26 protein-coding genes and 1 pseudogene are annotated in these 25,597 nt (G+C 65.0%); 20 read left to right on the top strand and 7 right to left on the bottom strand.

What is annotated here, in order from left to right; all coding sequences use genetic code 11:
* The 3 genes and pseudogenes from J8I87_RS06645 to J8I87_RS06635 form a co-directional block, all read left to right on the top strand.
* Positions 1-183, top strand: a pseudogene (locus J8I87_RS06645) (oxalate/formate MFS antiporter); the annotation flags it as partial.
* A gap of 31 nt (positions 184-214) precedes the next feature.
* Positions 215-1,225: a LysR family transcriptional regulator gene (locus tag J8I87_RS06640; RefSeq protein ID WP_209930638.1), complete on the top strand. Its 1,011-nt coding sequence runs from the start codon at positions 215-217 to the stop codon at positions 1,223-1,225.
* Between the two features lie 70 nt (positions 1,226-1,295).
* A complete protein-coding gene (locus tag J8I87_RS06635) occupies positions 1,296-2,747 on the top strand; it encodes an aldehyde dehydrogenase family protein (RefSeq protein ID WP_209930637.1) in 1,452 nt (483 codons plus the stop codon).
* A 110-nt stretch (positions 2,748-2,857) separates the two neighbouring features.
* Here the strand turns inward: J8I87_RS06635 and J8I87_RS06630 are convergent, their stop codons facing one another.
* Entirely contained in the window at positions 2,858-3,484 is a 627-nt protein-coding gene (locus tag J8I87_RS06630; protein ID WP_209930636.1) for a LysE family translocator, read from the bottom strand.
* 155 nt (positions 3,485-3,639) lie between these two features.
* Positions 3,640-4,197: a hypothetical protein gene (locus J8I87_RS06625; RefSeq protein WP_209930635.1), complete on the bottom strand. Its 558-nt coding sequence runs from the start codon at positions 4,195-4,197 to the stop codon at positions 3,640-3,642.
* A 417-nt stretch (positions 4,198-4,614) separates the two neighbouring features.
* On the opposite strand from J8I87_RS06625, the gene J8I87_RS06620 reads away from it, so the two are divergent.
* From J8I87_RS06620 to J8I87_RS06605, 4 genes are all read left to right on the top strand, one after another.
* The gene (locus J8I87_RS06620; RefSeq protein ID WP_209930634.1) at positions 4,615-5,403 is read left to right on the top strand and encodes a hypothetical protein; all 789 of its coding nucleotides are present in this window, start codon (positions 4,615-4,617) and stop codon (positions 5,401-5,403) included.
* Between the two features lie 20 nt (positions 5,404-5,423).
* Positions 5,424-6,353, top strand: coding sequence for a glycosyltransferase family 4 protein (locus J8I87_RS06615; RefSeq protein ID WP_209930633.1), 930 nt, complete (start codon positions 5,424-5,426; stop codon positions 6,351-6,353).
* A 547-nt stretch (positions 6,354-6,900) separates the two neighbouring features.
* A complete protein-coding gene (locus tag J8I87_RS06610; protein ID WP_209930632.1) occupies positions 6,901-8,322 on the top strand; it encodes a DUF2252 domain-containing protein in 1,422 nt (473 codons plus the stop codon).
* Positions 8,323-8,670: 348 nt separating this feature from the next.
* Complete coding sequence (locus tag J8I87_RS06605) at positions 8,671-8,922, top strand: GlsB/YeaQ/YmgE family stress response membrane protein (protein WP_209930631.1); 252 nt, start codon at positions 8,671-8,673, stop codon at positions 8,920-8,922.
* A 177-nt stretch (positions 8,923-9,099) separates the two neighbouring features.
* Here the strand turns inward: J8I87_RS06605 and J8I87_RS06600 are convergent, their stop codons facing one another.
* On the bottom strand, positions 9,100-9,957 hold the full coding sequence (locus J8I87_RS06600) for a polysaccharide deacetylase family protein (RefSeq protein ID WP_209930630.1): 858 nt from the start codon (positions 9,955-9,957) through the stop codon (positions 9,100-9,102).
* 252 nt (positions 9,958-10,209) lie between these two features.
* On the opposite strand from J8I87_RS06600, the gene J8I87_RS06595 reads away from it, so the two are divergent.
* From J8I87_RS06595 to J8I87_RS06550, 10 genes are all read left to right on the top strand, one after another.
* A complete protein-coding gene (locus J8I87_RS06595; RefSeq protein WP_209930629.1) occupies positions 10,210-11,088 on the top strand; it encodes a LysR family transcriptional regulator in 879 nt (292 codons plus the stop codon).
* Positions 11,089-11,242: 154 nt separating this feature from the next.
* The gene (locus J8I87_RS06590; protein ID WP_209930628.1) at positions 11,243-12,493 is read left to right on the top strand and encodes a D-amino acid dehydrogenase; all 1,251 of its coding nucleotides are present in this window, start codon (positions 11,243-11,245) and stop codon (positions 12,491-12,493) included.
* A 51-nt stretch (positions 12,494-12,544) separates the two neighbouring features.
* A complete protein-coding gene (locus J8I87_RS06585) occupies positions 12,545-13,441 on the top strand; it encodes a glutamate/aspartate ABC transporter substrate-binding protein (RefSeq protein ID WP_209930627.1) in 897 nt (298 codons plus the stop codon).
* 46 nt (positions 13,442-13,487) lie between these two features.
* The gene (locus tag J8I87_RS06580) at positions 13,488-14,270 is read left to right on the top strand and encodes an SDR family oxidoreductase (RefSeq protein WP_209930626.1); all 783 of its coding nucleotides are present in this window, start codon (positions 13,488-13,490) and stop codon (positions 14,268-14,270) included.
* Positions 14,271-14,460: 190 nt separating this feature from the next.
* A complete protein-coding gene (locus J8I87_RS06575; protein WP_313064044.1) occupies positions 14,461-14,688 on the top strand; it encodes an oxidoreductase-like domain-containing protein in 228 nt (75 codons plus the stop codon).
* Between the two features lie 70 nt (positions 14,689-14,758).
* Complete coding sequence (locus J8I87_RS06570) at positions 14,759-15,604, top strand: NAD-dependent protein deacetylase (RefSeq protein WP_209930624.1); 846 nt, start codon at positions 14,759-14,761, stop codon at positions 15,602-15,604.
* A 45-nt stretch (positions 15,605-15,649) separates the two neighbouring features.
* Positions 15,650-16,255: a pyridoxamine 5'-phosphate oxidase family protein gene (locus J8I87_RS06565; protein WP_209930623.1), complete on the top strand. Its 606-nt coding sequence runs from the start codon at positions 15,650-15,652 to the stop codon at positions 16,253-16,255.
* A 5-nt stretch (positions 16,256-16,260) separates the two neighbouring features.
* Complete coding sequence (locus J8I87_RS06560) at positions 16,261-16,875, top strand: DUF938 domain-containing protein (protein ID WP_209930622.1); 615 nt, start codon at positions 16,261-16,263, stop codon at positions 16,873-16,875.
* A 403-nt stretch (positions 16,876-17,278) separates the two neighbouring features.
* On the top strand, positions 17,279-18,688 hold the full coding sequence (gndA, locus tag J8I87_RS06555) for an NADP-dependent phosphogluconate dehydrogenase (RefSeq protein WP_209930621.1): 1,410 nt from the start codon (positions 17,279-17,281) through the stop codon (positions 18,686-18,688).
* A 320-nt stretch (positions 18,689-19,008) separates the two neighbouring features.
* Positions 19,009-19,332: a DUF4148 domain-containing protein gene (locus J8I87_RS06550; RefSeq protein ID WP_209930620.1), complete on the top strand. Its 324-nt coding sequence runs from the start codon at positions 19,009-19,011 to the stop codon at positions 19,330-19,332.
* A gap of 180 nt (positions 19,333-19,512) precedes the next feature.
* On the opposite strand, the gene J8I87_RS06545 is transcribed toward J8I87_RS06550, so the two are convergent.
* Together J8I87_RS06545 and J8I87_RS06540 are read right to left on the bottom strand one after the other, a co-directional pair.
* Positions 19,513-20,262, bottom strand: a complete 750-nt coding sequence (locus J8I87_RS06545; RefSeq protein WP_409518726.1) for a DUF2968 domain-containing protein — start codon at positions 20,260-20,262, stop codon at positions 19,513-19,515.
* 55 nt (positions 20,263-20,317) lie between these two features.
* Positions 20,318-20,638 (bottom strand): hypothetical protein, encoded by a 321-nt coding sequence (locus tag J8I87_RS06540; protein WP_209930618.1) that lies wholly within the window; start codon positions 20,636-20,638, stop codon positions 20,318-20,320.
* Positions 20,639-20,888: 250 nt separating this feature from the next.
* Here J8I87_RS06540 and J8I87_RS06535 point away from each other — a divergent pair, with 250 nt between their 5' ends.
* The 3 genes from J8I87_RS06535 to J8I87_RS06525 all read left to right on the top strand — a co-directional run bounded on the left by J8I87_RS06535 (position 20,889) and on the right by J8I87_RS06525 (position 22,721).
* Positions 20,889-21,200 carry a cupin domain-containing protein gene (locus J8I87_RS06535; RefSeq protein ID WP_209930617.1) on the top strand — a complete coding sequence of 104 codons (312 nt, stop codon included), beginning with the start codon at positions 20,889-20,891 and terminating at the stop codon, positions 21,198-21,200.
* A gap of 249 nt (positions 21,201-21,449) precedes the next feature.
* Positions 21,450-22,193, top strand: a complete 744-nt coding sequence (locus tag J8I87_RS06530) for a peptidoglycan DD-metalloendopeptidase family protein (protein WP_209930616.1) — start codon at positions 21,450-21,452, stop codon at positions 22,191-22,193.
* Between the two features lie 294 nt (positions 22,194-22,487).
* Entirely contained in the window at positions 22,488-22,721 is a 234-nt protein-coding gene (locus J8I87_RS06525) for a hypothetical protein (RefSeq protein WP_209930615.1), read from the top strand.
* 333 nt (positions 22,722-23,054) lie between these two features.
* Here the strand turns inward: J8I87_RS06525 and J8I87_RS06520 are convergent, their stop codons facing one another.
* Both J8I87_RS06520 and J8I87_RS06515 read right to left on the bottom strand, forming a co-directional pair.
* The gene (locus tag J8I87_RS06520; RefSeq protein ID WP_209930614.1) at positions 23,055-24,710 is read right to left on the bottom strand and encodes an NRAMP family divalent metal transporter; all 1,656 of its coding nucleotides are present in this window, start codon (positions 24,708-24,710) and stop codon (positions 23,055-23,057) included.
* Between the two features lie 42 nt (positions 24,711-24,752).
* Positions 24,753-24,914 carry a hypothetical protein gene (locus tag J8I87_RS06515; protein ID WP_209930613.1) on the bottom strand — a complete coding sequence of 54 codons (162 nt, stop codon included), beginning with the start codon at positions 24,912-24,914 and terminating at the stop codon, positions 24,753-24,755.
* Positions 24,915-25,597: the final 683 nt, after the last annotated feature.

The following is a 25,597-nucleotide window of genomic DNA, read 5'->3' as shown; positions in this document are numbered from 1 at the left end:
AACCTGGTGTTCATCGTGTCGGCCGTGATCACGATTGCGGCGGGCGTGTCGGCCAAGTTCATCCTCGCGCCGATGCGTGCGCGCTGGATCGCTTCATCGAACGAAGCCTCGCGCGAACTCGAGCCGGAACTCGCGGCAAACGGACCGGGCCTGCGTCACTGGCCGGAACAGACGGGCGAGTAATGTCCGTATCACTTCATGGCGACCTGAACACATGAACGTGTCCCTGCAGCAGTTGAAGGTGTTCATCGCCGTCGCGCGTCAGCGCAGTTTCACCCGTGCGGCGCGCGAGTTCGATCTGACGCAGTCGGCCGTAAGCCGGTGCGTGCGCGAACTCGAAGAGGCGATTGCATTTCGCCTCTTCGATCGCACGACGCGTCAGGTCGAGCTGACGACAGCAGGCTCGCGGCTCGAACGGCGCATCGGGCGTCTGATCGAAGAGATCGAACTGACGTTGCGCGAAGAACGGGCCGCGCACGAGGAACACACGGGACTCGTGGTGATCGCCTGCGATCCCGTGACTTCTGCGGGCTGGCTGCCCGAGCGGCTCGCGCGTACCGCCGGGATGTTTCCCGATCTGATCGTCACCGCGAAGGAACAGCCTCAACATGCCGTGCTCGCCGCGATCGAGCAAGGCGAAGTCGATTTCGGCGTGCTGTGCGACGCGAACTTCGCGGGCGCCGACACGTTTCATGCGCAGCCGCTCGTCTCGACGCCGCTGTGCGCGGTGCTGCGCGCTACGCATCCGCTCGCAGCGGGCGCCGCGTTGCACTGGGAGGCGCTGCGCGGCACGCAGCTCGTCACGCTCAACGCCGAGGCGGGTACCCGCAATGTGACGGGGCGGGCGCTCGGCACGCATCGTATCGATGCGCAACGTGCGAACGAGTGCGGACACGTGGCCGCTGCGTTGCGCATGATCGAACTGGGTCTCGGCATCGGCGTGCTGCCCGTCGACGCGCATGGCGCCGGGCTGCCTGCGTCGCTCGTTGCGCGTGCGCTCGTGCCCGAGGTGTCGGTGACGACGATGCTCGTGCGCCGTCGCAACCGCTCGCTGCGTCCGAACGCCGACGCCGTGTGGTCGCTTTTCGCCGGCAAGGAATCCCCAGCCCACGCCGGCGCGTGCGCGAGCACGCTCGCAGCAACCGCAAACCGAACAACAAAAGGAGCAACGGACGAACCGATACCGCTCGTACCCAATGACGAAGCGCTGATGAGAGCGTCGTAGACAAGGCAGTGCGCGCGGTTCAGCCAACGGTTCGCGAATACGCAATATCGCCAATCGCAAGGAGCACGATATGGACACTGAAACCGACCTCAGACGCCATGACCTTCTCATCGACGGAAAGCGGCTGCCGCCCGGTACGGGCGAGTACTCCGTCGACATCAACCCCGCCACGGAAGAACCGATTGCGCGCGTCGCGCAAGGCAGCGCACAGGACGTCGATACGGCCGTGAAAGCCGCGCGCGCCGCGCTCAAGGTGTGGAACGGCATGCGCGCGGCGGAGCGCGGCCGCATTCTGATGCGCTTTTCCGAGCTCCTGCGCGAGCACCAGGACGAAATTGCCGCGCTCGAAAGTCTCGACGCGGGCAAGCCGCTTGCGGCCGTCAAACGCCAGGACGTGCCCGCCGCCATCGATACGCTCGCGTACTACGCCGGCTGGTGCGACAAGATCAACGGCCAGGTCGTGCCCGTGCGCCCCGACGCGCTCACGTACACGGTGCGCGAGCCCGTCGGCGTGGTCGGCGCGATCGTGCCGTGGAATTTCCCGCTGATGATAGGCATGTGGAAGATCGCGCCCGCGCTCGCTTGCGGCTGCACGATGGTCGTGAAGCCCGCTGAGATCACGCCGCTGTCCGCGCTGCGCGTCGGCGAGCTCGCGCTGGAAGCGGGCGTGCCCCCCGGCGTGCTGAATATCGTGACGGGCAAGGGGCGCGTGGTCGGCGACGCGATCGTCGCGCATCCGGATATCGACAAGGTGACGTTCACGGGCTCGCCCTCCGTTGGGCGAGGCATTCTGCAAGGCGCGGCGGGCAACTTCAAGCGCGTGACGCTGGAGTTGGGCGGCAAGTCGGCGAACGTGATCTTCGCCGATGCGAATATCGACAACGCCGTGCGCGCGGCGGCATCCGGCATCTTCTTCAACACGGGCCAGGTGTGTTCGGCGGGCTCGCGCATTCTCGCGCATCGCGACGTGTACGACGACGTGGTCGAACGGCTCGCGGCGCGCGCACAGTCGATCAAGGTCGGCGATCCCAACGAACGCGAGACAACGATGGGCCCGCTCGTGTCGGCGGCGCAGATGAAGACGGTGCTCGATTACGTGGAAATCGGCAGGAACGAGGGTGCGTCGATCGTGACGGGCGGCGCGCGGATCGGGCAGAAGGGCTTTTTCGTCGAACCGACGGTGTTCGCGAACGTCGAGCACGAAATGCGCGTCTCGCAGGAGGAGATCTTCGGGCCGGTGGCGAGCGTCGTGCGATTCGACGACGAAGAGGACGCCGTGCGCATCGCGAACGGCACGGCGTACAGCCTTGCGGCGGGTGTGTGGAGCGCGGATATCGGCCGCGTGCACCGGGTCGCGCATGCGCTGAAGGCGGGCACGGTATGGATCAACACGTACGGCTACACCGACGTGCGCCTGCCGTGGGGCGGCTCGGGCGATTCGGGCTTCGGCCGCGAGCACGGCGATGTCGCGATCGAAAACTTCACCGAACCAAAGGCGATCTGGCTCGCGATCGATCATTGACGCCCGTCGCGCAAATGAAAAGAGGATCGGACGCGCGTGGCGTTCGATCCTCTTTTTTATTCAGTGAGACCTGATCGGGCGACGATGAGTGACAGACAAGCTGTTTTCGGTCAGCTCGCCGTGCGCCGCACCAGCAAGAAGCTCACGCCGATTGCGCCGAGAAACGCACCGCAGCAACGGTTGAACCAGCGGCGCACGGCGGCGCGCGTCAGCCATTTGCCCAGATGCATGCCCGCCCAAGAGTACAGCGCGATCGCGAACCATTCGAGCACGAGGAAGCTCGCGCCGAGTACGGCGAATTGCGGCAGCATCGGCTTCGCGATATCGACGAATTGCGGCAGGAATGCGGTGAATACCAGAATGGCCTTCGGATTGCCCGCCGCGACGAAACATTCCTGGCGCGCGATCCGCCACAGCGACGCGTCGTCCTGCTTGAGCGCGTCCATCGGGCCGGCGTCACTGCGCCACAGCTGGATGGCCAGCCAGATCAGATAGGCGGCGCCCGTCAGCTTGATCGCGAGGAAGAACAGCTCGGACGCGTGCAACACGACGGCAAGGCCCGTCGCGGCCAGCACGAGCATGCCGGCAAAGGCGACCAGCCGTCCGCTGCCCGCGACGAACGCCGTCATGAAGCCGTGCCGCGCGGCGACGTTGATCGACAGCAGATTGTTCGGCCCGGGCGCCATATTGATCGCGAAGCACGCGGGAAGAAAAAACAGCCAGGCGGTGACAGACATGACAGCTCGCTCGGACGGGCCGCTGCGCTGAGCGGCGCGGCGGCAGACTCAGAAGGGGAATGTCCGATTGTAGCGAATTGCCGGCTGCGGGCGGGACGTAGCGGACGGACGGCGTGCCGCTAACACGCGACGCCCGCGCGAGATGAAGCCGTTGATCAGTCGGCGGAACCGACCACCTGGCGGAACCACGGATCTCTGAGCACCGTGTCGACGCTGAGTTTCACGACGTCATCGAGTGCATAGGCGGGATTCGTGAACTTCTGCCGGAACATGTGGACCGTGACGCTCTTCACGAAGACGTTTTGTTTCGTAAACGTGTTGGTGACGAAGTAATTCAGCGTCAGCGTCCATGTGGCAGGTGAGCGCTCGTCGTCGACCAGGAGCGCTTCGATGCGCGCGCTCAGCACCAGCCGGTCATGTGTCGTGACGACCATGCCCGATTTGCGCCACGCGGAGACGACGGCATCCCGAACCGCGGATTCGACGCTCTTCTTCAACACGATCGACGTCATCGCCGTATTGGCGATGCGGTCAGGCGTGATGTTTCCTGCGCGCGCGGGCATGTACGGGAACTCGCGCGCGGAAGCGATGAGCAGTTCGTTGTTCGCGAGTGTCTGGCTCGACGCTACCGAGCGGGGCACGAAGAGCGAGCAAGCGGAGGTCAGGAGCGCGAAACAGGCAATGCTGGATCGTTTGAGCAGAAGCGGGGTCACGGCGGTGACGCAGCCAGTGCGACGCTGCGTAGGGAAGTCGAAAGATCGAAGTGTGTCGCGCTAATTTGCTCGTGAATATGAGACACATCCTAAAAGCCGCGCGGTAGTACAGGAATCTGGACGAATACCTGGAAAAGATGATGAAAATCAAGGCCGCCGCGCTCGTGCCGAGCCGTGCCGGCGGCTGCTTGCGGTCAGCGCGAGGTTTTGGGGCAAGGCTCGGTGGATGGCCGCCGAGGTGACAAATCTCAATGAGAGTGCGGCTTATCGCATTAAGACTCTTCTTACGGTCTTTTTTTGGATAGTCGGCGATACTCATCGACGCCACTTTTATCCCTCTCTGCTTCCCGCACAGTGCGCGTGCAGGAAGCATCAGAGGCGCGGCGCTCCCCCCGTCATCCCGATACGAAAACGCTCATGCTCGACTCGTCCTCACTTCAATCGATGAAACCGCTGTTCATGACGCCGTGCTACGGCGGCAACGTTGCGGCGAACTTCGCGAACAGCCTGCTCGCGCTCAACAACGGCATGTGGCAGACGGGCATGCAGGGCGTGGTGCGTATCCGTTCGGGCGAGAGCCTGATTACGCGGGCGCGCAACGAAGCCGTCGCGGAATTCCTGCTCGATCCGGGCTATACGCACTTGTTCTGGATCGACGCGGACGTCGGCTTTTCCGTCGATCAGGTCTTCCGCCTGTTGCTCGCCGATCGCGATGTCGTCGCGGGCGTCTATCCGCTCAAGCGTTTCGACTGGCCGGCCGCGTTGCCCGCGGGGCTCACCCAGCAAACCTTTGCCGCGAAGTATTTGCGCTATCCGGTGAATGCGCATGACGGCGTCTCGCCCGCCGTCGATGCCGACGGATTCCTCGAAGTCAGCGAGGCGCCGACGGGCTTCATGTGCATCAAACGCAGTGTCATCGAGACGATGATCGCGCGTCTTCCCGAGCTGAAGTACCTGCCGGACGGCTCGCCCGACTCCCCGCTCTACGACCTGTGCTATCGCTTCTTCGACGTGATGGTGGAACCGTCGACCAACCGGTATCTGTCGGAAGACTATGCGTTTTGCCGTCGCTGGCGGGAAATCGGCGGCCGCGTCTTCGTCGATACGCGATCGAAGCTGTCGCATCAGGGCATGTACACCTATCACGGCGATTTTGGCGCGTCGCTGTCCGCGAGTCCGCAGACGGCGATTGGCGGCGAGTGCTGAAACTCACTTCACGCAATCCCATGGAATCCAACGAACTGAGCGTGCGCGCCCGCGGCGGTACCGAACTGATGTTGCAAGCGCTGCATGCGCGGCTCGATCCGAATCTGGTGAGACACTTTCAGATCATTCCATCGCGCGTTCGCTCGCTCGATCCGGATCGGAAGCGCATTCTTTGGCTGCATGACAAGCCGAGTCACGAAGAGTCGAGTTTTCTTGAACATGCGGAAAACCGAGCGGCGTTCGCGGGCATCGTGTGCGTGTCGCATTATCAGGCGGCGCTTTATCAGATGATTCCCGGCGTGCCGTACTCGGAGATAACGGTTCTGCAGAACGCAATCGAGCCGTTCGGCGCGTATCACCCGCGACGTAGCGAGCGCATCCGCCTGATCTATCACACGACGCCGAACCGCGGCCTCGAAATCCTCGTGCCCGTCTTCGAGCATCTCGCGACGCTGCATCACGACATCGAACTCGATGTCTTTTCGAGCTTCAGCATTTACGACTGGACGGAGCGCGATGCTCCGTACCGGCCGCTATTCGAGCGATGCCGCGCGCATCCTCGCATTCGCTATCACGGCGCGCAGCCGAACGCGATCGTGCGCGACGCGTTGAGCGAATGCGACATCTTCGCGTACCCGAACATCGAGCCGGAGACGAGTTGCATCGCGGCCATCGAGGCGATGTCGGCCGGCTGTCTCACTGTCTGCGCCGCGTACGGCGGTCTGCCGGAGACTTGCGCGAATTTCGCGACGCTCTACCCATACACCGAGAACCTCCAGGCGCACGCGATGCGCTTCGCAGCCGTGCTCGACGATGCGATCGCGACGATCCGCCTGCGCCGCGCCGAACACGAGCGGTTGCGCGCGCAACAGGTGGAATACTTCAATCATTTCTACTCGTGGGACCGCCGGATCGGCGAATGGGACGCGTATCTGCGCGGACTGCTGTAACGGCCTGGCCGAGCGCGTCGCGAGCCGTGCGCGCGCGAGCCGCCCGCCCACCGCGCCCGGCGCCGCCCTCGCCCCCCGCCCGCGCCGGGCTCGCGGCGCTGCCGTCGCCCGCCGCGCGCATTGCATCGATGCTCCAGCGGCCACGCTCCTTCTGGTGCGGCGACGCGCTCGCGCATCGCGAGCGGCCCGCTTCCTTCAGCGTCCGTTTGCCGAATTCCCTCCGTCCGTCCGGCCGGCGCCGCCGTCCCGCGCGGCGGCGCGCGGACTTGCGCGGCCGTTCGCCGCGAGATTTAATACAGTCCAATCAATCGACGTTTTCTATCCGGCAGGAGCAGCCGGCAATGCTGGAAAGCGGCGGCAGCCGGCGCGCGCCAATCCTCGCCGAGCCGGCCAGGCGAATGCGAGCGGGGGCTCGCTGCCGCTGTGCAGTGCAACACGAACGAGCGGACCATTCACGCCATCCCGACGCAATCAAGGTTACGACACATCTTCGCGCACGCGTTGCCGCGCATCGATGCAAGCCGATTCACAAGAAACGGAGAAAAGCATGAAGGCCAGCACCATCGCGGAACGGCAAGCCAGTGGGCGCGCGGCTCGCGATCAGGCAAGGCGCTCCAGCCACCGCGCCATCGGTCATATGCACCGCAATCCCATCGATCTGCTGCGGCAAAGCAGCGAAGGGCGCGTCGAGCGGCTGATTCCGCTGCGTTATGGGCGCATGACCGTGTCGCCGTTCACGTTTTTTCGCGGCAGTGCGATCCTGCAGGCGCACGATCTGAGCATGACGCCGCACACGACGCTCACGCTGCCCGTCTGCGGCGATGCGCATCTGCTGAACTTCGGCGGCTTCGCGACGCCCGAGCGCCAGTTGGTCTTCGATTTGAACGATTTCGACGAAGTGTCGGCCGCGCCCTTCGAATGGGACCTGAAGCGGCTGGTCGCGAGTTTCGTCGTCGCGGCGCGGCACATGCGGTTCAGCCGCGGCGCCGCTTACGATCTGGTGATGGCGGCCGCGAACCAGTATCGCGACCGCATGGCGCAGTATGCGGAGTGCGGCGCGCTGGAACTGTGGTACGAGCGCATCACGTTCGACCGCATGGTCGACATGGCGGTGAACGCCGAGAACCGTCGTCTGATCCGGCGCGCGATGGAGAAAGCGAGCACCCGCACGCACGAGAGCATGCTCGAAAAGATCGCCGAGCGCGACGGCGAAAGCTACGTGGTGCGCGACCTGCCACCGGGCCTGTTTCACGTGCACGGATCGACTACGCTGTTTGAGCCGGAGGACGACTGGTTCAAGCTCGGCGACTGGCGCAAGCTGATTCACGACATGTACGAAGGCTGTCTGAAGACGCTCAACGACGACCGGCGCGAGCTGCTCGGCAACTTTACGCTTCACGACCTTGTGTTCAAGGTGGTGGGCGTCGGCAGCGTGGGCACGCGCTGCCTCGTGCTGCTCACCGCCGACCCGCGCGGCAAGCCGCTCTTCTTGCAGGCCAAGGAGGCGCGGCGCTCCGTGATCGCGCAACATTTCAAGGCGGGGCCGCGCAAATCCGAGCCGAAACACGAAGGCGAGCGCGTCGTGCAGGGCCAGCGCATGCTGCAGGCGGCCAGCGATATCTTTCTCGGCTGGTCGACGGGCCCATCGGGCAGGCACTTCTATTTCCGGCAGTTGCGTGACATGAAACTGTCACCAAGCATCGATCTGTTCGACGTGGATCAGTTGAGCGGCTACGCGCGGTTATGCGGCTGGGCGCTGGCGCGCGCGCACGCGAAGGCGAGCGGCAAGGCAATCGAGATCAGCGCGTATATCGGACGCAGCGACCAGTTCGCGCAAGCGCTCGCCGAGTATGCGTCGGCGTATGCGGATCAGGTCGAGCGCGATTATGACGCGTTCATGAAAGCATGCCGGGCCGGCGAAATCGAAGCGCGCACCGACGAGGACATGGCCGCCGATTTCCGTATCTGAGGCCGGGCGGGGCGCGACCGCGTCGACGATGGCGCGAGGTCAGGCACGCGTGTCCGATGGCGCGCGTTTCGAAGCAGTACAGTCAGGCTGTGAAAACACGCTGACGAAGGTCAAAAGAGACGGTCAAAAGAGACGGTCGAAAGAGACCTTGAAGCAGGACTGTGAAACCAGCAAGCGGGGCAATCCAGCGGCGCGGCGCAGCCATGCCGCTGCACTGACGGGCAATAGCGGGCAGTAGCGGGCAGCAAGGGGCTTTATCAGGCATTAACCAGGCATTAACCAGGCACTAGCAGGCTTTGACAGGCAGTCGGGGCTCACCGTGGCGCTTAACTCTCATTGGAGGTTCGCATGCTTTCCCTCATTGGCACGATAGTCGTCGGGTTGGTCGTCGGTCTGATCGCGCGCGCGCTCAAGCCGGGCGACGACAGCATGGGTCTCATCATGACGATCGTCCTCGGCATTGCAGGCTCGCTGCTGGCAGGCTATGTCGGGCGCGCGCTCGGCTGGTATCAGCCGGGGCAGGCCGCGGGCTGGATCGCGTCGATCATCGGTGCGATCGTGCTGCTCGTGATCTATCACCTCGTTCGTCGGCGCACGTAAGCGCGCTCGGCATCGCTTTCGCGTCGGCGGGCGCGGGCGGATGTCGGCAGTCGGCGACGGCGCTTGGCCGCGAACGCACATGCCGGCACATCGCCTTGGCCGGGCGGCGCTTTAGTTGCGTTTTAGCTGCGCGCCGTCGCAGACGCGAAGCACTCGTTGGCAGGCCGCCGTCGGCCGTCAGCCGCCGCGCGCGTCGCGCAGCGTCACGAAGCGCAGTCCACGCGCGCGCACCGTTTCGATCAGGCGCGGCAGCACGTCGAGCACGACAGGCTCGCCCGACGCGCCCAGCGCCGCGCTGGCGTCGTGCACGAGCAGAATGTCGCGCGCCGCGAGTCCGTCGACGAGCCGGTCCAGCACGCGCTGCGGGTTTTTCTCGCGGGTATCGAAGCCGCGCCGCGTCCATGCCGCGAGCCGCAAGTCGAGCTTTTGCAGCACGGGTTCGAGAAACACATTGCGCAGGCCGGCTGGCGCGCGGAAGAACATCGGACGCTCGCCCGTCAGTGCTTCGAGTGTGTGCTGCGCGGCGTCGATCTCGCGTGTCAGGCCGCGCGGCAGCGTGACCGAGAACGTGTGCACGTGGACCTGCGAGTGATTTTCGACATTATGCCCACGCGCGACGATCTCGCGCATCAACGCGGGATGCCGCTGCGCGCGCGCGCCGATGCAAAAGAACGTCGCGCGCACGCCGTGCGCATCGAGCAGATCTAGCACCTTCGGCGTGACGACAGGGTCGGGGCCGTCGTCGATCGTCAGTGCGACAGCGTCGGCGTTGCGCGGCGTGTCGGGCAGCCGCGTCCAATTGGGGCCGAGAAGCGACGAGCGCGGCCATAATCCGATCGGCACGACGATCGCATGGCTCACGAAGATGCCAGCGAGCCACCACGGCCACGCGGACGACACGAGCGTCCAGCCGGCGAACATCGCGACATGCCACGCGATGACGGCCGTGAGCATCGGCGGATTCCCCGTGAGCGGCCAGCGGCGGGCGGGCGCTGCCGTATCGGCGGCGCGCGGCGGCGGATTCAGTTGATTCATGATGCTGTTGGCCTGCCCGCGCGGGTTTCGGCCAGGCGGGCAGGACTCGTTCGATGCACGTGAAACGCGAACGATACCATCCGCGCGCATCCTGTCTCGAATTTGCGACGAACCTAAGGCACGACGCGAATGTTGCCGAAGCCGTTCGCCGGCGCGCGCTGGAGCCCGCGCGGGCGCAAACGTCGAGGCGCACGCCGAAAGCCAGTATGCTTGAGCCCTTTCCACTGACCCGCCGAGATCGCCCACCGCGCCATGCGCCTGCGCCACATCGAAGTCTTCCACGCCATCATGCGCACCGGCTCGCTGTCCAAGGCGGCCGAGCTGCTATGCGTCTCGCAGCCTGCTGTGAGCAAGGTGCTCGCGCACGCGGAGCGCAGCGTCGGCCTGACGCTCTTCAACCGCGTGCACGGCCGCCTGCAGCCGACGCGCGAAGCCGAGTTGCTGTTCTGCGAAACGCAGAAGCTGCAAGCGAACCTCGACAGCATCCGTGATCTCGCGCGCAATCTCGCGTTGCGGCCGGAAGGGCATTTACGCGTAGGCTGTCTGCCGAGTCTCGGCTTGAGCCTGATCCCGCCCGCCGTGCAGGCGTTTCGCGCGGCGTATCCGCGGGTGTCGCTGAGAATCCAGACGCGCCACACGGAGGAACTGCTCAATGCGCTGCTCACGCGCGAGCTCGATCTCGGTGTCGCGCTGAATCCGCCGGCGCGGCCGGGCATCGCGTCCGCCGAACTGGGGCGCACGCCCGTCGTGTGCGTCGGCCCGCGCGACGACCACGCAGCCGGGCGCCCGCTCACGCTGCAGGAGTTCGTCGAAGGCGAATGGATCAGCATCGGCAATGTCGATCCGCTCGGCGAAATGATCGGCAATGCGCTTGAAGCGCTGGGTCTCGACGCTCCAATGCCGACCGTGGAGGCGCAAACCTGGCACGTGGCCCGTGCGCTGGCCGCGCGCGGCATCGGCCATGCATTGCTCGACGAGCTGACTGCGAAAAGCGGTGCGGAAGCCGTGAGCGTGCGGCCGATCGCGCCGCCTCTGTCGATTGGCGTGTTCGCGTTGTGGCGCGACGGCGGGATGACCTCGCAGGCGGGTAACGCGTTCGTCGACGTGCTGCGCGCGCGGCTTGCGCCGTAGCGCGGTTCGCATCGGCTGTCCGCTGCGCTTGCCGGCCGCGCGCACCTGACACGCTCTTAACCTGAGGTTATGCAGCCTCCCAACTCGTCATTTGATGCGGCGTTTTCGGCGCGCGACACTCGCCGGCAATGTAATCGCAAGGTCATCGGCATTCATGCGTGTGTGTGTACTCGGTGCGGGCGTCGTCGGTCTGACGACGGCCTGGAGTCTGGTCCGCGACGGCCACGACGTCACGATCGTCGAAGCGCGCGGCGGCGCGGCGCTCGAAGCGAGCTTCGCCAACGGCGGGCAGCTGAGCTACAGCTACGTGGCGCCCCTCGCCGATCCCGCCGTGCTGCCCAAGCTGCCCGCGTGGCTGCTGCAACGCGATTCCGCGCTGCGCTTCATCCCGCGTTTCGATCTGCATCAGTGGCGCTGGTGCATCGCGTTCCTGCTCGCATGCCGCGGCCCGCGAGCGCGGCAGACAGCGCTTGAATTGCTGGGCCTCGGCGCGCTGAGCAAGGCGGCGCTGCATGAGATCGTCGAGCGCGAGTCGATTGCGTTCGATCATGTGCGCAACGGCAAGCTCGTCGTCTATCGCGATCGGCACGACTTCGACCGCGCGCAGCGCAAGATGGACGTGCTGGTCGCGGCGGGCTCGGAGCAAAGGGCGCTCGACGCGAGCGAATGCGCGGTGCTCGAACCGGCGCTCACGCATGCGCAGCCGCTGCTCGCGGGCGGCATTCATACGCCTTCCGAGGAAGCGGGCGATTGCCAGCGCTTTTGCGTCGCGCTGGCGGATGCATTGCAGCGGCGTCACGGCGTCACGATTCGCTACGGAACGCCCGTTCAATCGCTCGTCAGCGAAGGCGCGCGTGTCGTCGCCGCGCGCTGCGCAAGCGGCGATATTGAAGCCGACGCGTTCGTCGTCGCGCTCGGACTCGGCAGCGTGCCGCTGCTCGGTGCGCTCGGCGTGCATCTGCCCATCTATCCGCTGACGGGCTACAGCCTCACGATTCATGCCGCCCAGCGGCGTCACACGCCGCGTGTCAGCGTGACCGACCTGCATCGCAAGATCGTGTACGCGCCGCTCGGCAAGCGCTTGCGGATCGCGGGCATGGTCGAGATCGCGGGCCTGGGCGATGCGCAGCAGGCGGGGCGCGTCGCGCTGCTCAAGCGCCAGGCGCAGGAAATCTTTCCCGCTGCCGGCGACTACGCGTGCGCAGAGACATGGTGCGGCCACCGTCCCGCGACGCCCGACTCCAAGCCGCTGGTCGGCGCGACGCCATACGGCAACCTGTGGCTCAATACGGGCCACGGCGCGCTCGGCTTCACGCTAGCATGCGGCAGCGCGCGCCTGATCGCGGATGTGATCGCGGGCCGCCCGCCGTCCGTCGATATCGCGGCGTACAGATACAACCGCTGAACTCGTTGCACCCACACCGATAACAACCGCTACCCACAAACAGGAGACGACATGAGAACGACGACGAAAGCCATGCTTGCCGTGCTGATCGCAACAGGCGCCGCAGGCCACGCACAGGCGCAGGAGAGCGCGACGCTGAAAAAGATCCGCGAGACGGGCGCGATTTCGCTGGGCGTGCGCGAGTCGTCGGTGCCGTTCTCGTACTACGATGAGCAGCAGCACGTGATCGGCTATTCGCAGGCAATCGCGCTGAAGATCGTCGATGAGGTCAAGAAAGAACTCAACATGCCCGACCTCAAGGTGCGCGAGATTCCCATCACGTCGCAGAACCGCATCCCACTCGTGCAGAACGGCACCATCGACATCGAGTGCGGCTCGACCACGCACACGAAAGAGCGCGATAACCAGGTCGCGTTCTCCAACAGCTTCTTCCAGTACGGCGTGCGCATGATCGTGAAGAAGGACTCCGGCGTGAAGGACTTCGGCGATCTCGCCAACAGGACGGTCGTGACGACAGCGGGCACGTCGGAAGAGCGGCTGCTGCGCCAGATGAACGCGGAGAAGTCGATGAACATGCGCCTCATCAGCGCGAAGGATCACGCCGAGTCGTTCCTCAACGTGAAGACGGGACGCGCCGTCGCGTTCGTGATGGATGATCCGCTGCTGTATGGCGCGAAGGCGAAGGAATCGAATGCCGACGACTATCTGATCACAGGCACGTCGCCGATGTCGGAAGTCTACGGCTGCATGTTTCGCAAGGACGACCCGGGCTTCAAGAAACTCGCGGACGGCGTGATTGCGCGCTTGCAAACTTCGGGCGAAGCGGCGAACCTTTATCAGAAGTGGTTCACACAGCCGATTCCGCCGAAGGGCATCAACCTGAACTATCCGCTGTCGGCGGAAATGAAATTGCTGTTCGCGAAGCCGAACGACCGCGCGCTCGATTGAACGTGCGTCGCGAGCTGTCGCGGACGGCCCGACCCGGAGACATGTTGTGACGCAAGCATCGGCAGAAGCAGCCCAGACGCAGAAAAAGGTCGCGCTCGTGACGGGCGCGGGCAGCGGCATCGGCCGCGCGACGGCGCGCAAACTGCTCGCGAACGGCTACAGCGTCGTGCTGGCGGGGCGCAGGCAGGCCCCGCTCGACGCGCTCGCCAACGAAGCGCAAGAGCAGGGCAACGACGCGCTCGCCGTCGCGTGCGACGTGACGGACGCGGCGAGCGTCGCCTCGCTCTTCGATGTGATCCGGCTGCGCTATGGCCGGCTCGACGTGCTGTTCAACAACGCGGGCCGCAATGCGCCGCCCGTCGAAATCGACCAGATCGAACTCGACGACTGGCGTTGCGTCGTCGATACGAATCTGACGGGCGTGTTTCTCTGCACGCGCGCAGCGTTCGCGATGATGAAGGCGCAGACGCCGCGCGGCGGGCGCATCATCAACAACGGTTCGATTTCCGCGCATGCGCCGCGGCCGTTCAGCAGCGCGTACACGGCGACGAAGCACGCGATCACGGGCCTCACCAAATCGGTGTCGCTCGACGGTCGGCCTTATGACATCGTCTGCGGCCAGATCGACATCGGCAATGCGGCGACGGAAATGGCCGAGCGGATGGCGCGCGGCGTGGCGCAGGCCAACGGCACGATCGCCGTCGAACCGCTGATGGACGTCGAGTACGTCGCGGACGCCGTGCTGCACATGGCGAATTTGCCGCTGGCGGCGAACGTGCAATTCATGACGATCATGGCGAGCAAGATGCCGTTCGTGGGGCGTGGCTGAGTTGCGGCTCGGCGCGGCGTCCGTGAGCGCAGCGCAAGCGTGCCACCGGGCAGGCGCCTGACGGCCATGTGGACACGCGCGGGCGGCGCCGCGTCAAGCAATGCATCAACAGTGCATCAAGCAGTGGATCGGCAGCGCGGCGCGCCTCGCCGATTTATACTGGACGCTTCGCCAAACTCTGGAAGTGGCTGTGACTGCAGACGAGGCTTCGCGCCGAAGCGCGCCGGCCGACGACGATCCGCGCCCCACGCCGCCCACGCGCCCCGACCCTGACGATTGCTGTCATAGCGGCTGCGACCCGTGCGTTTTCGACCTGTACGAAGAGGAGGTCACGCGGTATCGCGCGGCGCTGGCCGCCTGGGAGGCGCGGCACCCGAAGCCCGCACGACGCGCAGCGAAGCCGCGCACGCAGCGGTGAGCGCAGCCGCCGAAGCCGAGTCCGCACGCACTGTCCCGTGCGCCTTCATGACCGACGCATCTTCCGCCTCATGTTCCCGTTGATCGATCCACCCGCGCTCGCCGCGCTGCAAGACTTCGTCGAACGCCATCCGCGGCTTTTCGTGCTGACGGGCGCGGGCATCAGCACCGACTCCGGCATCCCCGGCTATCGCGACGAAAGCGGCGCCTGGAAGCGATCGCCGCCCATCACGTTGCAGGAATTTCTCGGCTCCATCGCGTCGCGCCAACGCTACTGGGCGCGCAGCACGGTCGGCTGGCCCGTCGTCGCGAACGCGCAGCCGAACGCCGCGCATCGGGCGCTCGCGCGGCTCGAAGCGGCCGAGCACGTGCGCGCGCTCGTCACGCAGAACGTCGACGGCCTGCACCAGCGAGCGGGCAGCAGCGACGTGATCGAACTGCATGGCAGCATCGGGGAAGTGACGTGTCTCGATTGCGGCACGCAGCACGCGCGCGCGTCGATCCAGCAGGTGCTGATCGACGGGAATCCCGCGTTGCTCGATGTGATCGCCGAGCCTGCCGCCGATGGCGACGCGCATCTCGAATGGCACGACCTCGGCGCGTTCCGCATTCCCGCGTGCCCGAATTGCGGCGGACTGCTCAAGCCAGCGGTGGTGTTCTTCGGCGAGAACGTGCCGAAGGCGCGTGTCGAAGCGGCGATGCACGCGCTCGATGCCGCCGATGGGATGCTCGTCGTCGGCTCGTCGCTGATGGTGTATTCGGGTTACCGCTTTTGCGTGTGGGCGCAGAAGCTGGGCAAGCCGATCGCCGCGATCAACCTCGGGCGCACGCGCGCCGATGCTTTGCTGTCGCTGAAAGTGGAAGCGCCGTGCGGCGACGCGCTTGCCGCGCTCGCCGCGAGTCTTGCCGCCCGCTGACCGAACACGCGCGATGCGATCGCGCAACTCACGAAGGAAACGCCGATGCTGACGTCGATCGAAGAACTCGAAGCGCTCTATGGACAGCCGCACGAGCGCTCGGTGCGTAAGGAAATCCCGTACGTCAACGAGTGCTATCGCGCGTTCATCGAGCATTCGCCGTTCGTCATGCTGGCGACAGCGGGCCCCGAAGGGCTCGATTGCTCGCCGCGCGGCGATGCGCCGGGTTTCGTGCGGCTGATCGACGAGCGTACGCTCGCGATTCCGGACCGCATCGGCAACAACCGTATCGACAGCTTGCGCAATGTGATCGTCAATCCGCATGTCGGCTTGCTGTTCATCGTGCCCGGCGTCGGCGAGACGCTGCGCGTCAACGGGCGCGGACGCATTTCCATTGACGAATCGCTGCTCGAGCGCTTCGCCGTCGACGGCAGGAAGCCGCGCTCGGTGCTGATCGTCGATATCGATGCCGTGTACTTTCACTGCTCGAAAGCGCTCGCGCGCTCGAAGCTGTGGGACCCGGCGCGCCACGTCGAGCGTGCGCGGCTGCCAAGCGCGGGCGACATGCACAAGCGGATTTTCGGTGAGCGTTTCGACGCGCTCGCGTATGATCGCGACCTCGCCGAACGTATGCGCACCAGTCTCTATTGATCGCGATGACTACGCCAAACCTCACCTTGCGCCAGCACGCGCCTTCCGCCGAGCGCAACCGCGAGCCGATCCTCGCCGTGCTCGAACGGGTGCTGCCCGCGACGGGCCTCGTGCTCGAAATCGCCAGCGGCACGGGCCAGCACGCCATTCACTTCGCTGCGGCGCTGCCGCAACTCGTCTGGCAGCCAAGCGATCCCGACGAGGAGGCGCGCGCGTCGGTTGCCGCGTGGACGGCGGCAGCCGGCCTGCCCAATGTGCGCGCGCCGCTCGCGCTCGACGTGCGCGACGCGCAGTGGGGCATCGATGCCGCCGACGCGATCGTCTGCATCAACATGATCCACATTTCGCCGTGGACGTCGGCGCAGGCTTTGATCGGCGGCGCCGGGCGGCTGCTTGGCGCGGGCGGCGTGCTGTATCTGTACGGGCCGTACCGGCGCGGCGGCGCGCATACGTCGGACAGCAATGCGGCGTTCGACACTCAGTTGAAAAGCCGCAATCCCGCATGGGGCGTGCGCGACATGGAGGATGTCGTGGCGCTGGCGGACGCGGCGGGTTTCGACGGCGACGAGCCCGTCGCGATGCCCGCCAACAACTTCAGCCTCGTGTTCCGGAAACGCTAGCGGCGGCCAGTCTGACGCTTGCGCGCAGATGTTCGCCCGTTATGCGCCCGTTGTCGGCCCGTTGTCCGCCCGTTGTCCGCCGCGATGCGTTTCGCGGACTAAGCTTTAGAGACGGCGCAGCGCAGGGGTTGTCGACGGCGGCATGCATGAAGGGGCGCGGCGAAAGCCGCGGCAACGAAGCATCGGAAGCAGCTTTCACGAAAGCGGACAGCTCGAAAGCGCAGCGAAAGCAGCATGCATCGTCCGTGCCGGCCGCGAGGGCCGCTGGTGGAGGCGCCACGCGGACATGACGGACCAGGAGCACGCGAGCGTCATCCCGTCATTTCTTTTATTCTTTCATCCTCGATGCTGCGCCTTACGGGTTGGCGCGGCTTCACGACTTACTGGAATCTGGAGAATTCACATGGGCAAACAGGCAATCGGCGTAGTGGGGCTGGCGGTGATGGGCCGGAATCTGGCGCTGAACATCGAAAGCCGTGGTCACGCGGTCTCCGTGTTCAACCGCACCCGCGAGAAAACCGACGAACTGATCGCGGAGTTTCCCGACCATAAGCTGGTTCCGACCTATACGCTGGAAGAATTCGTCGATTCGCTGGAAAAGCCGCGCCGCATCCTGATGATGGTGAAGGCGGGCGAAGGCACGGATGCGACGATTGCCGCGCTGCGTCCGCTGCTCGACAAGGGCGACATCCTGATCGACGGCGGCAACACGCATTTCACCGACACGATCCGCCGCAACCAGGAGCTCGCGAAATCCGGCCTGCACTTCATCGGCACGGGCGTGTCGGGCGGCGAGGAAGGCGCGCTCAAGGGCCCGTCGATCATGCCGGGCGGCCAGCGCGAAGCGTACGACCTCGTTGCACCGATTCTCACGGAGATCGCGGCGAAGGCGCCGGACGGCGAGCCGTGCGTCGCGTACATGGGCCCGGACGGCGCGGGCCATTTCGTGAAGATGGTGCACAACGGCATCGAATACGGCGACATGCAGCTGATCGCCGAAAGCTACGCGGTGCTCAAGCAGGTGGTCGGCCTGTCGAATGAAGAACTGGGCACGGTCTATACCGAATGGAACAAGGGCGAGCTGGACAGCTACCTGATCGAGATCACGTCGAAGATCTTCGGCAAGAAGGACGACGAGACGGGCAAGGATCTCGTCGATGTGATCATGGACCGCGCCGCGCAAAAGGGCACGGGCAAGTGGACGAGCCAGAACGCGCTCGACCTCGGCGCGCCGCTGCCGCTCATCACGGAAGCCGTGTTCGCGCGCGTGCTGTCGTCGCTGAAGGATCAGCGCGTCGCGGCGAGCAAGGTGCTGGAAGGCCCGGCCGCCAACGCGTTTTCCGGCGACCGCGCCGCGTTCATCGAATCCGTGCGCCGCGCGCTGTATTTCAGCAAGGTGATCTCGTACGCACAGGGCTTCGCGCAATTGCGCGCGGCGTCGGACGAGTACAAGTGGGATCTCGACTACGGCACGATTGCGAAGATTTTCCGCGCTGGCTGTATCATCCGCGCCCGCTTCCTGCAGAAGATCACGGACGCCTACACGAAGGACAAGCAGATCGCCAACCTGCTGCTCGACCCGTATTTCCGCGACATCGCCGCGAACTACCAGGCGGCGCTGCGCGAAGTGGTGATCGCCGCGACGGCGGCAGGCGTGCCCGTGCCGGCGTTCTCGTCGGCGATCGCATACTTCGACGGCTACCGCTCGGCGCGTCTGCCCGCGAACCTCGTGCAGGCGCAGCGCGACTTCTTCGGCGCGCATACGTTCGAGCGCCTCGACAAGCCGGGCAGCTTCCACGCGAACTGGTCCTGATCCGAACAGCTGGCGGATCTTCGTACAAAAGGCCCGCTTCGTTCGCGACGCCCCGATGGCTTACACGCCGCCGGGGCGTTTTTTTGCGCGCGCAATCGTCCGCATGCTGCCGGTCTGCACATTTTTTGGAACACAGTGTTGTCGAATTTTGATCTTAAAGATGCAAGGCGCGCGCGGGTCGCGCGAATTATCTCAATTTTCGCAATAGAGTTTCAACGAATCCGGGATTTCCCTAGGTCGCAGCCTTCCGTAGACTTCCATCAACGCTGACGGGCCCGATGTCCTCGGCAAACCAAAAAACAAGCTCTCGGAGGTAGTCCATGAAAGCCCTGATTTCCGCAGTCGTTCTTGCTGCCGCAGTCGCCGCTCCCGTTGCATCGTTTGCCCAGTCGAACCAGCAGCCGCTGACGCGCGCCGAAGTTCGCGCCGATCTGGCACGTCTGGAAAAGGCCGGCTACGACCCGCTGTCGGATCGCCAGAACTACCCGAACAACATCCAGGCCGCCGAAGCGCGTGTCCACGCGCAAGACACCGTCGCGCAAGCCGACACGAGCGGCTATGGCGCGCAGGCCAACGGCACGTCGCAGGCAGGCCGCACGCTGGCCGATGAAAAGGGTCCGCGTTCGGTGTTTTTCGGCAACTGAGCCGAGGCGATAGCATAGCCTGACGTGCGCCGCTGCAAGCCGTAGTCGCAGCGGCAGCCCAGCATCAAAAAAACGACGCCGGCCAGATGATCCTGGCCGGCGTCGTTTCGTTCGCGCGCTGCAAACGCGTGCGCGTCGCTCGTCCCGTTTCGGGCGAGGCCGGCGGCCGCCGCCGATCCATCAACGCGGCATGTGCGGTATCGCCTCGTTGCTCGCGACGTTCAGCTGATGCAACTGCCGATGCATCTTGTTCAGTTGCGCCTGCGCGGCCGTGCGCTGCGCTTCCAGTTGCGCGACCTCCTTGCGCAACTGATGCTGCTTCGCGGTCATCGACTGATCCTGCGCGGCCGTGCGCTGCAAGCCCCGGCGCAGCCGTTCGGCGTGCGCTTCGGACTCGGCGATCATGCGCTTCAACTGCTCGTTCTGGGCTTCGAGCTGCAGACGCCGCGTCTCGGTATCGGCGAGGCGTATCGCCTGCTCCTGCATGTGATGAAACAACTGCTTCGCGGTGTTCATATCGCTCGTGAGCAGCGCGCGCCACACGGTCCCTTCCTGAAACAGTGCGACGTAGTATTTCAGTTCCTTTGGGTAAAACAGCAGGCTGACAGAATAATCAAAAGTGCGAAATACGTGGAACGCAGTGAACTCGGCCTCGTTCACCATGCGTTCGACTTCGGCCGCGTCCGCCAATTGCACCGAGCGCCCGCTCGGCGGCGAAGGCGTGACCTGCACCGCATGCAGTGGCGTGATGGGGCGCGCGGGCGCATTCGTCCGTTGCTCGTCGGGCGCCACGGGCACATCGCTGTCATCGGAGGGGAGATCGTCGAGACGGGCCGGCTCGGCACTGCGGACGGTTTGCTGCGGGAAGTGAAGGTGGGCCGCGGCTCCATTGCCGACGGCCGTACGTCGCATGTTCAGAAGGCTTTTCACGATGAGTCCTCGATAGGCGGGCGCGAGGCCTGACCTTTTCAGGGTTGCGGGCGCATCAATGCAACGTGCGTTGCAAACGCGCGATATCGTCGAATAGCGCATGGGCTGGTTCCAGCGCGAAGAGCCATGACTGGTCGTATTCGCTGAGGGTTTCGAGCGCCTGCCGCAATTGCTCGAGCGCGACGGCGGGAATCTCGACGCTCGCCTCCACGCCGCTCGATAGCTGACGTACGCTGGCCAGTTGCACGAGCGCGTCGGCGGCTTCGGCGACATCGACGGCGAACACGAGATGCCCATTGAGCAACTCGACCAGCGCGGGTGACGAAGTCATCTCGTCGACGTCGAGCTGGACGGAAAGAAACAGGGCTTTGTTCATCGGGCCTCCTCGTTGGCTTTGAACCGCTGACGGTGGACCGACCGTCTTGCCGCACATCGGCGTGCGGGGCGTGCAGGGTTGCCTGACAGGCGCCAAGTTTCAGTATAGACGAGCACTTTTTCTATGCAATGGCTCGCGAGCCGCATCAAATGGTCGTCTGCGGCCGATAAGCGAACGGCATGAGCCCCGGCATGAGTCCACCCGGAGCCCACTATAATGACCAGTCCGACAACGATCATTGCGCAATGCCATGAAAATCGTCCGCAGTAGAACGTTTACCGCCGAGCGTGCGTGGGGCGCTCTCGATATCGCCTGCATGAACGGCATTACGACTCGCCTGCACTGGACCGACCAGCCGTACAAGTGGCATGTCAACGATGGCGAAGAAGTGTTCGCCGTGCTCGACGGGCGTGTGGAGATGCGCTATCGCGAAGCGGGCGTCGAGCATTCGACAGTGCTGGATGCGGGCGATGTGTTTCATGCGTCGGCGGGGACCGAGCATGTTGCGCATCCCATCGGCGAGGCGCGCATTCTGGTCATCGAGTCGGAAGGCAGCGTTTGACGCTTCACGCGAGCCGGCAAAATTGATTTGGATTGCAAAGCGATTCGACGAAGCGGTCAAGTCTTGAAGCTCGTCCTGTCGATGCCGCGCCGTTGACGCCGCGGTTGAGGTTCTTCAACCGTCATCTGCTTGATGGGCGGACAAGGCATAATATTTGCGTCGCTGTTTGCATTTTCGATCCCGCTGCACGTTCACACGACGGCCGGCCGACGAGGGCCGCCGTTTCATACCGCGTCGAGGGCCGCAAAAATGACAGTAAAACGGCAATACATCGTCACGCAGGTTTTGATGTCGCTCGCTGTCGCGAGCATGCTCGGCGCGTGCGCCACGTACCCTTGGGAAACGACATCCGCTACGGCGCCCACTTACCGGACGGCAGGCGGGGCCGCCGCCAGTGGCGTGCCCGCCGGGTTTTATCGCGTGAATCCGGGCGATACGCTGCAAAGCATCGCGGGTGCGTACGGCCAGCGCGCGCAGGACGTGGCCGCATGGAACGGGCTGACGCTGTCGTCGCCCGTCGCGCCCGGACAGGTGCTGCGCGTCGCGCCGCCGACCTACGCGCAAACCACCCCCGTGCCGGCGCCAGCGCCGTCCACGACGCCCGTCCCGCCCGGGCCCGCGGCGCCCGTGCAAGGCGTGCTCGCGTGGCCGTTGCGCGGCCCGATCCTCAAGCCGTTCGTGCCGGGCAAGTCGAAGGGGATCGTGATCGGCGGCCGTCCCGGCGAGCCCGTGAAAGCGGCGGCGGCGGGGCGCGTCGTCTATGCGGGTACGGGCATCGAGGCTTATGGCCCGCTCGTCATCATCAAGCATGACGACACGTTGATCACGGCCTATGGCCAGAACAGCAGGCTGCTCGTGCAAGAGGGCGAAGCCGTCGCGCAGGGGCAGGCCATCGGCGAAGTGGGCGCGGACAACACCGGCGTGCCGTCGATCCAGTTCGAAGTGCGCAAGGACGGCAAGCCCGTCGATCCCGTCGCGTGGCTGCCGCACTGACGCGGGCCCGAATCGCGCTGATACGGGCCGCCCCGGATCGGTTCCGGTAGCGAGTCCTTCGTCCGCATCGACATCCAGGCGCCGCGCGGACGGCACGCCGATCGCCATGCGCGCGCCAACACCTGGACCCGTGACAGTTGGCCCGGCTCAACCACCTGCTTTCTCCGATATCGGCCAAAGGCCCGCCGCAGCGGGCTTCGCTGCGTTTGGCATGGTGCGTGCAGCACGCCTGCTGAGCGCGGCGCAGCCGCCGCTCGCCATCCCTTACTGTCTTATCGTTGCTGGAGAAACATCATGAAGACCTTGCTCATAAAAGATCTGCCGAGGATCGAAGAAATCGACCGCCAAACGGCGATGACCGTGCGCGGCGGCATCCTCAAGATCACCAAACCGATCGAGCCCGCACCGTTGCCGACGCTGCCCGGCATCCCGTCGATCGACTTGCCGCCTTTGAGCATTCCGCCCATCCACGTCGGCAAGCCCGTCCCCATGCCGTACGAAGGCGCGCTGGACCCGCGCCTGCAATGACGTGCGTGTCTTCGAACGCCGCAATGAGGCGAGTTGGCAGCGCGGCTCGCCTCGTCGCTGGATGCCGGGGTGACTGAAGCGGGATGCGCGCCGCAGGTCACCGCGCCGCCGCGCGTGCGGGCGGCGTGCTTCGCGCGAAACGTCATATCAGAGAATGCATGCGGGAGCGCCGGTCCACGTCCCATCAACCGCAATGCGACGCGCACGGCATGCGCTGCTGCTGCGCATTGCGTCGGCAGATAACTGCACCCTGGACCGGCGGGCGCTACTGTGTCACAACGATCACGAGCGCGATATCAGGTTTTTTTCGAAAGTGACGTGCGATCATCCGATTCACGTCAACGCGACCTGCACGACCTTCACGATGACGAGCGCAACGGCCACGACCAGATAGCCGCGCAGCGCGCCCATCCAGATGCGGCGCGAGAGCGTCATCGCAGGCTTGGGCAGAGCCTCGAGCGGCGGCGTGCGCCAGCTCGCGCGCTCGGCCTTGCCGACGGCTGGCGCGTTTTGTCCCGCGCTTTCTCCAGCTTGCGTGCCGCGCATGCGGCGCAGCGCCGTCGCGGCTGCGAACACGATGAGCGCGAGCAGCGTGCCGCCCGTCAGGATCTCGATGATCGCGCGGCCGCTGAGGTCGGGATAGACGACGGACGCCGTCAGCACCACGGACAGCAGCACCAGCGCCCACACGACAGCGCCCGTGAACAGGTTCAGCCGCTTCGAGTTGACCCACGGCCCGAGCACGGCGCGGTCGTTGCACAACAGAAGCAGGAACACGGTCGCGCTCGGCAGCAACACGCCTGCCAGCGTCTGCACGGCTTCCGTCAGAAGGCCGAGCGGGCTGCCCGGAATCAGCACGAGTCCCGCCGCGGCCGCGACGATGCCGAAGTACACCAGATAGAAGCCCTTCGCATCGGCGACGCCGCGATGCAGCGAATGACGGATCTTGAACACGTCGCCGATCGCATACGCCGTCGACAGCGACACGGCCGCCGCGCCGATGATGCAGGCGTCGATCAGCGCAATCGCGAAGAGCACGGCTGGCGTGCGGCCCGCATACTTTTCGAGGCCGGCGATGATGCCGCCCGCGTCGGTGAACTGGCCGAATTCCGGCCGGTTGCCGTACAGCGCCGCGCTGAACGAGATCATCGCGATCGCGCCGATCAGCACGAAGACGATGCCGATCCACAGATCGGCCTTCTCGTACTTCATGAAGCGCGGCGTGATGCGCTTGTCGATCACATAGCTCTGTTGAAAGAACAACTGCCATGGCGCGATCGTCGTGCCGACGATGCCGATCACGAGCAGCATCACATCGGAAAGCTTCGCATGCGCGGGCCATGCGGGCACGAAGAGGTGATGCGCCATCTGCGAGACGGGCGGATGGATCGTCACGAGCACGGGCACGAGCAACAGGCTCAACAGGCAGAGCACGATCGCGAAACGCTCGAAGCGTTTGAAGTCGCCCGTGCTGACGGCTGCCATCGTCAATGCGGCCGCGATGCACACGCCCGCAACCTTCGATACGCCGAAGAAGTCGAGCACGAACGTGATGCCGATGAACTCAGTGACGATGGTCAACGCGTTCAGTATGAACAGGTCGATGACGCTGAATGCACCCCAGAACTTGCCGAAGCGTTCGAAGATCAGACGCGCGTGTCCGACGCCCGTCACGGCGCCAAGACGCAGCACCATCTCCTGGTTCACGTACAGCACGGGCACGAGCAGCAGCAGCGTCCACAAGAGCGTGGTGCCATAGTTCTGCCCGGCTTGCGTATAGGTGCCGAAGGCGCCCGCGTCGTTGTCGCCGACCATCACGATGAGGCCGGGTCCGACGATCGCGAGCAGCGTGCGCAGTCGCGCGCCCCAACTGTTGCGCGGCGCGGTGTCGTGATGCGCGATCGTGCCGAACGCGCCGTGAATGTCGCCGACATGCGCGTCGTCGAGAACGGCGGTGCGGGTCGGCAGGGCTTGCGGTGGCGTTGCCATTGTTATTCTCCCTTCAACGGATATAGGTCGAATGATTTCCGTTTAAACCGCTGACCGCCGGCTCAGGCGGGCAACGATTTGGTCCAGCGTGCGGGCGAGCGTCGCGAAGACGCGGCGCCGGTCCTTGTTCAGCGAAAGAAACGCGTCGTAATGCGCGCGCGCTTCGCGGGTATGCGGCAATGTCGAAAGAAGCAGGAAGTGCATAGCGGTTCTCCGGCACGAAGGCTCGTGCGTGCGAGGCGGCAAGCGGCGGAGAATCGATCGGATCGAACAGCGGCTGGCTTGTCTGCCTCAGGTTGGTAAAGGCATGTCTGGATTCGCGGGCTGACTGTCACTGTCGGGCATGGCGGCTCCCGGTTCGTTGAAAAACGCATCCGCAAGTTGCGAAATGCACGGCGCGAAACGCGTGGCCAAGGACGCACGGCGTCGAACGTTTCGTCGCGATGGGCGCGGGCGTGTGCTGTCCTGTTTGACCGCATGCGCAAGTCATGCGTGAGCGCGTCCGGCCTTGCTCGCATGTGCGTTGGGCACGCACGCGGCACGGACACGAAAACGCAACGCAAGCGCAACGCAAGCGCAGGCACGCGAACCTGACGAGGCCGCAATGACGGCCACGATCACGCGACAGCGCTGCGCTCCAATGGCGCTAAACAGGATGCACGAGGGATGAAACTGCGACGCGCACCGTCTGCCTGCTGGCAAGACGGCGGCTAGATGAAGAAGGCGCGGACGTCTTGCCGGTCAGGCGGCGAAACTGTTCGAAAACGTACTACTGCAACTGTCCAAGGCAACGCCCCTCAAATTTCAATACGCGAATTTTATGCCCGCGCACGAAGCCGAGTCAATGAACTTTCTTAAGCAGAACGGAAATAAGCGGTGCAACGCAC

The sequence above is a fragment of the Paraburkholderia sp. LEh10 genome, from assembly GCF_017814945.1.
In the GTDB taxonomy this organism is placed as follows: Bacteria; Pseudomonadota; Gammaproteobacteria; order Burkholderiales; family Burkholderiaceae; genus Paraburkholderia.
The sequence above is the reverse complement of the archived record's forward strand: the minus strand, read 5'-3'. Positions and strand labels throughout refer to the sequence as shown.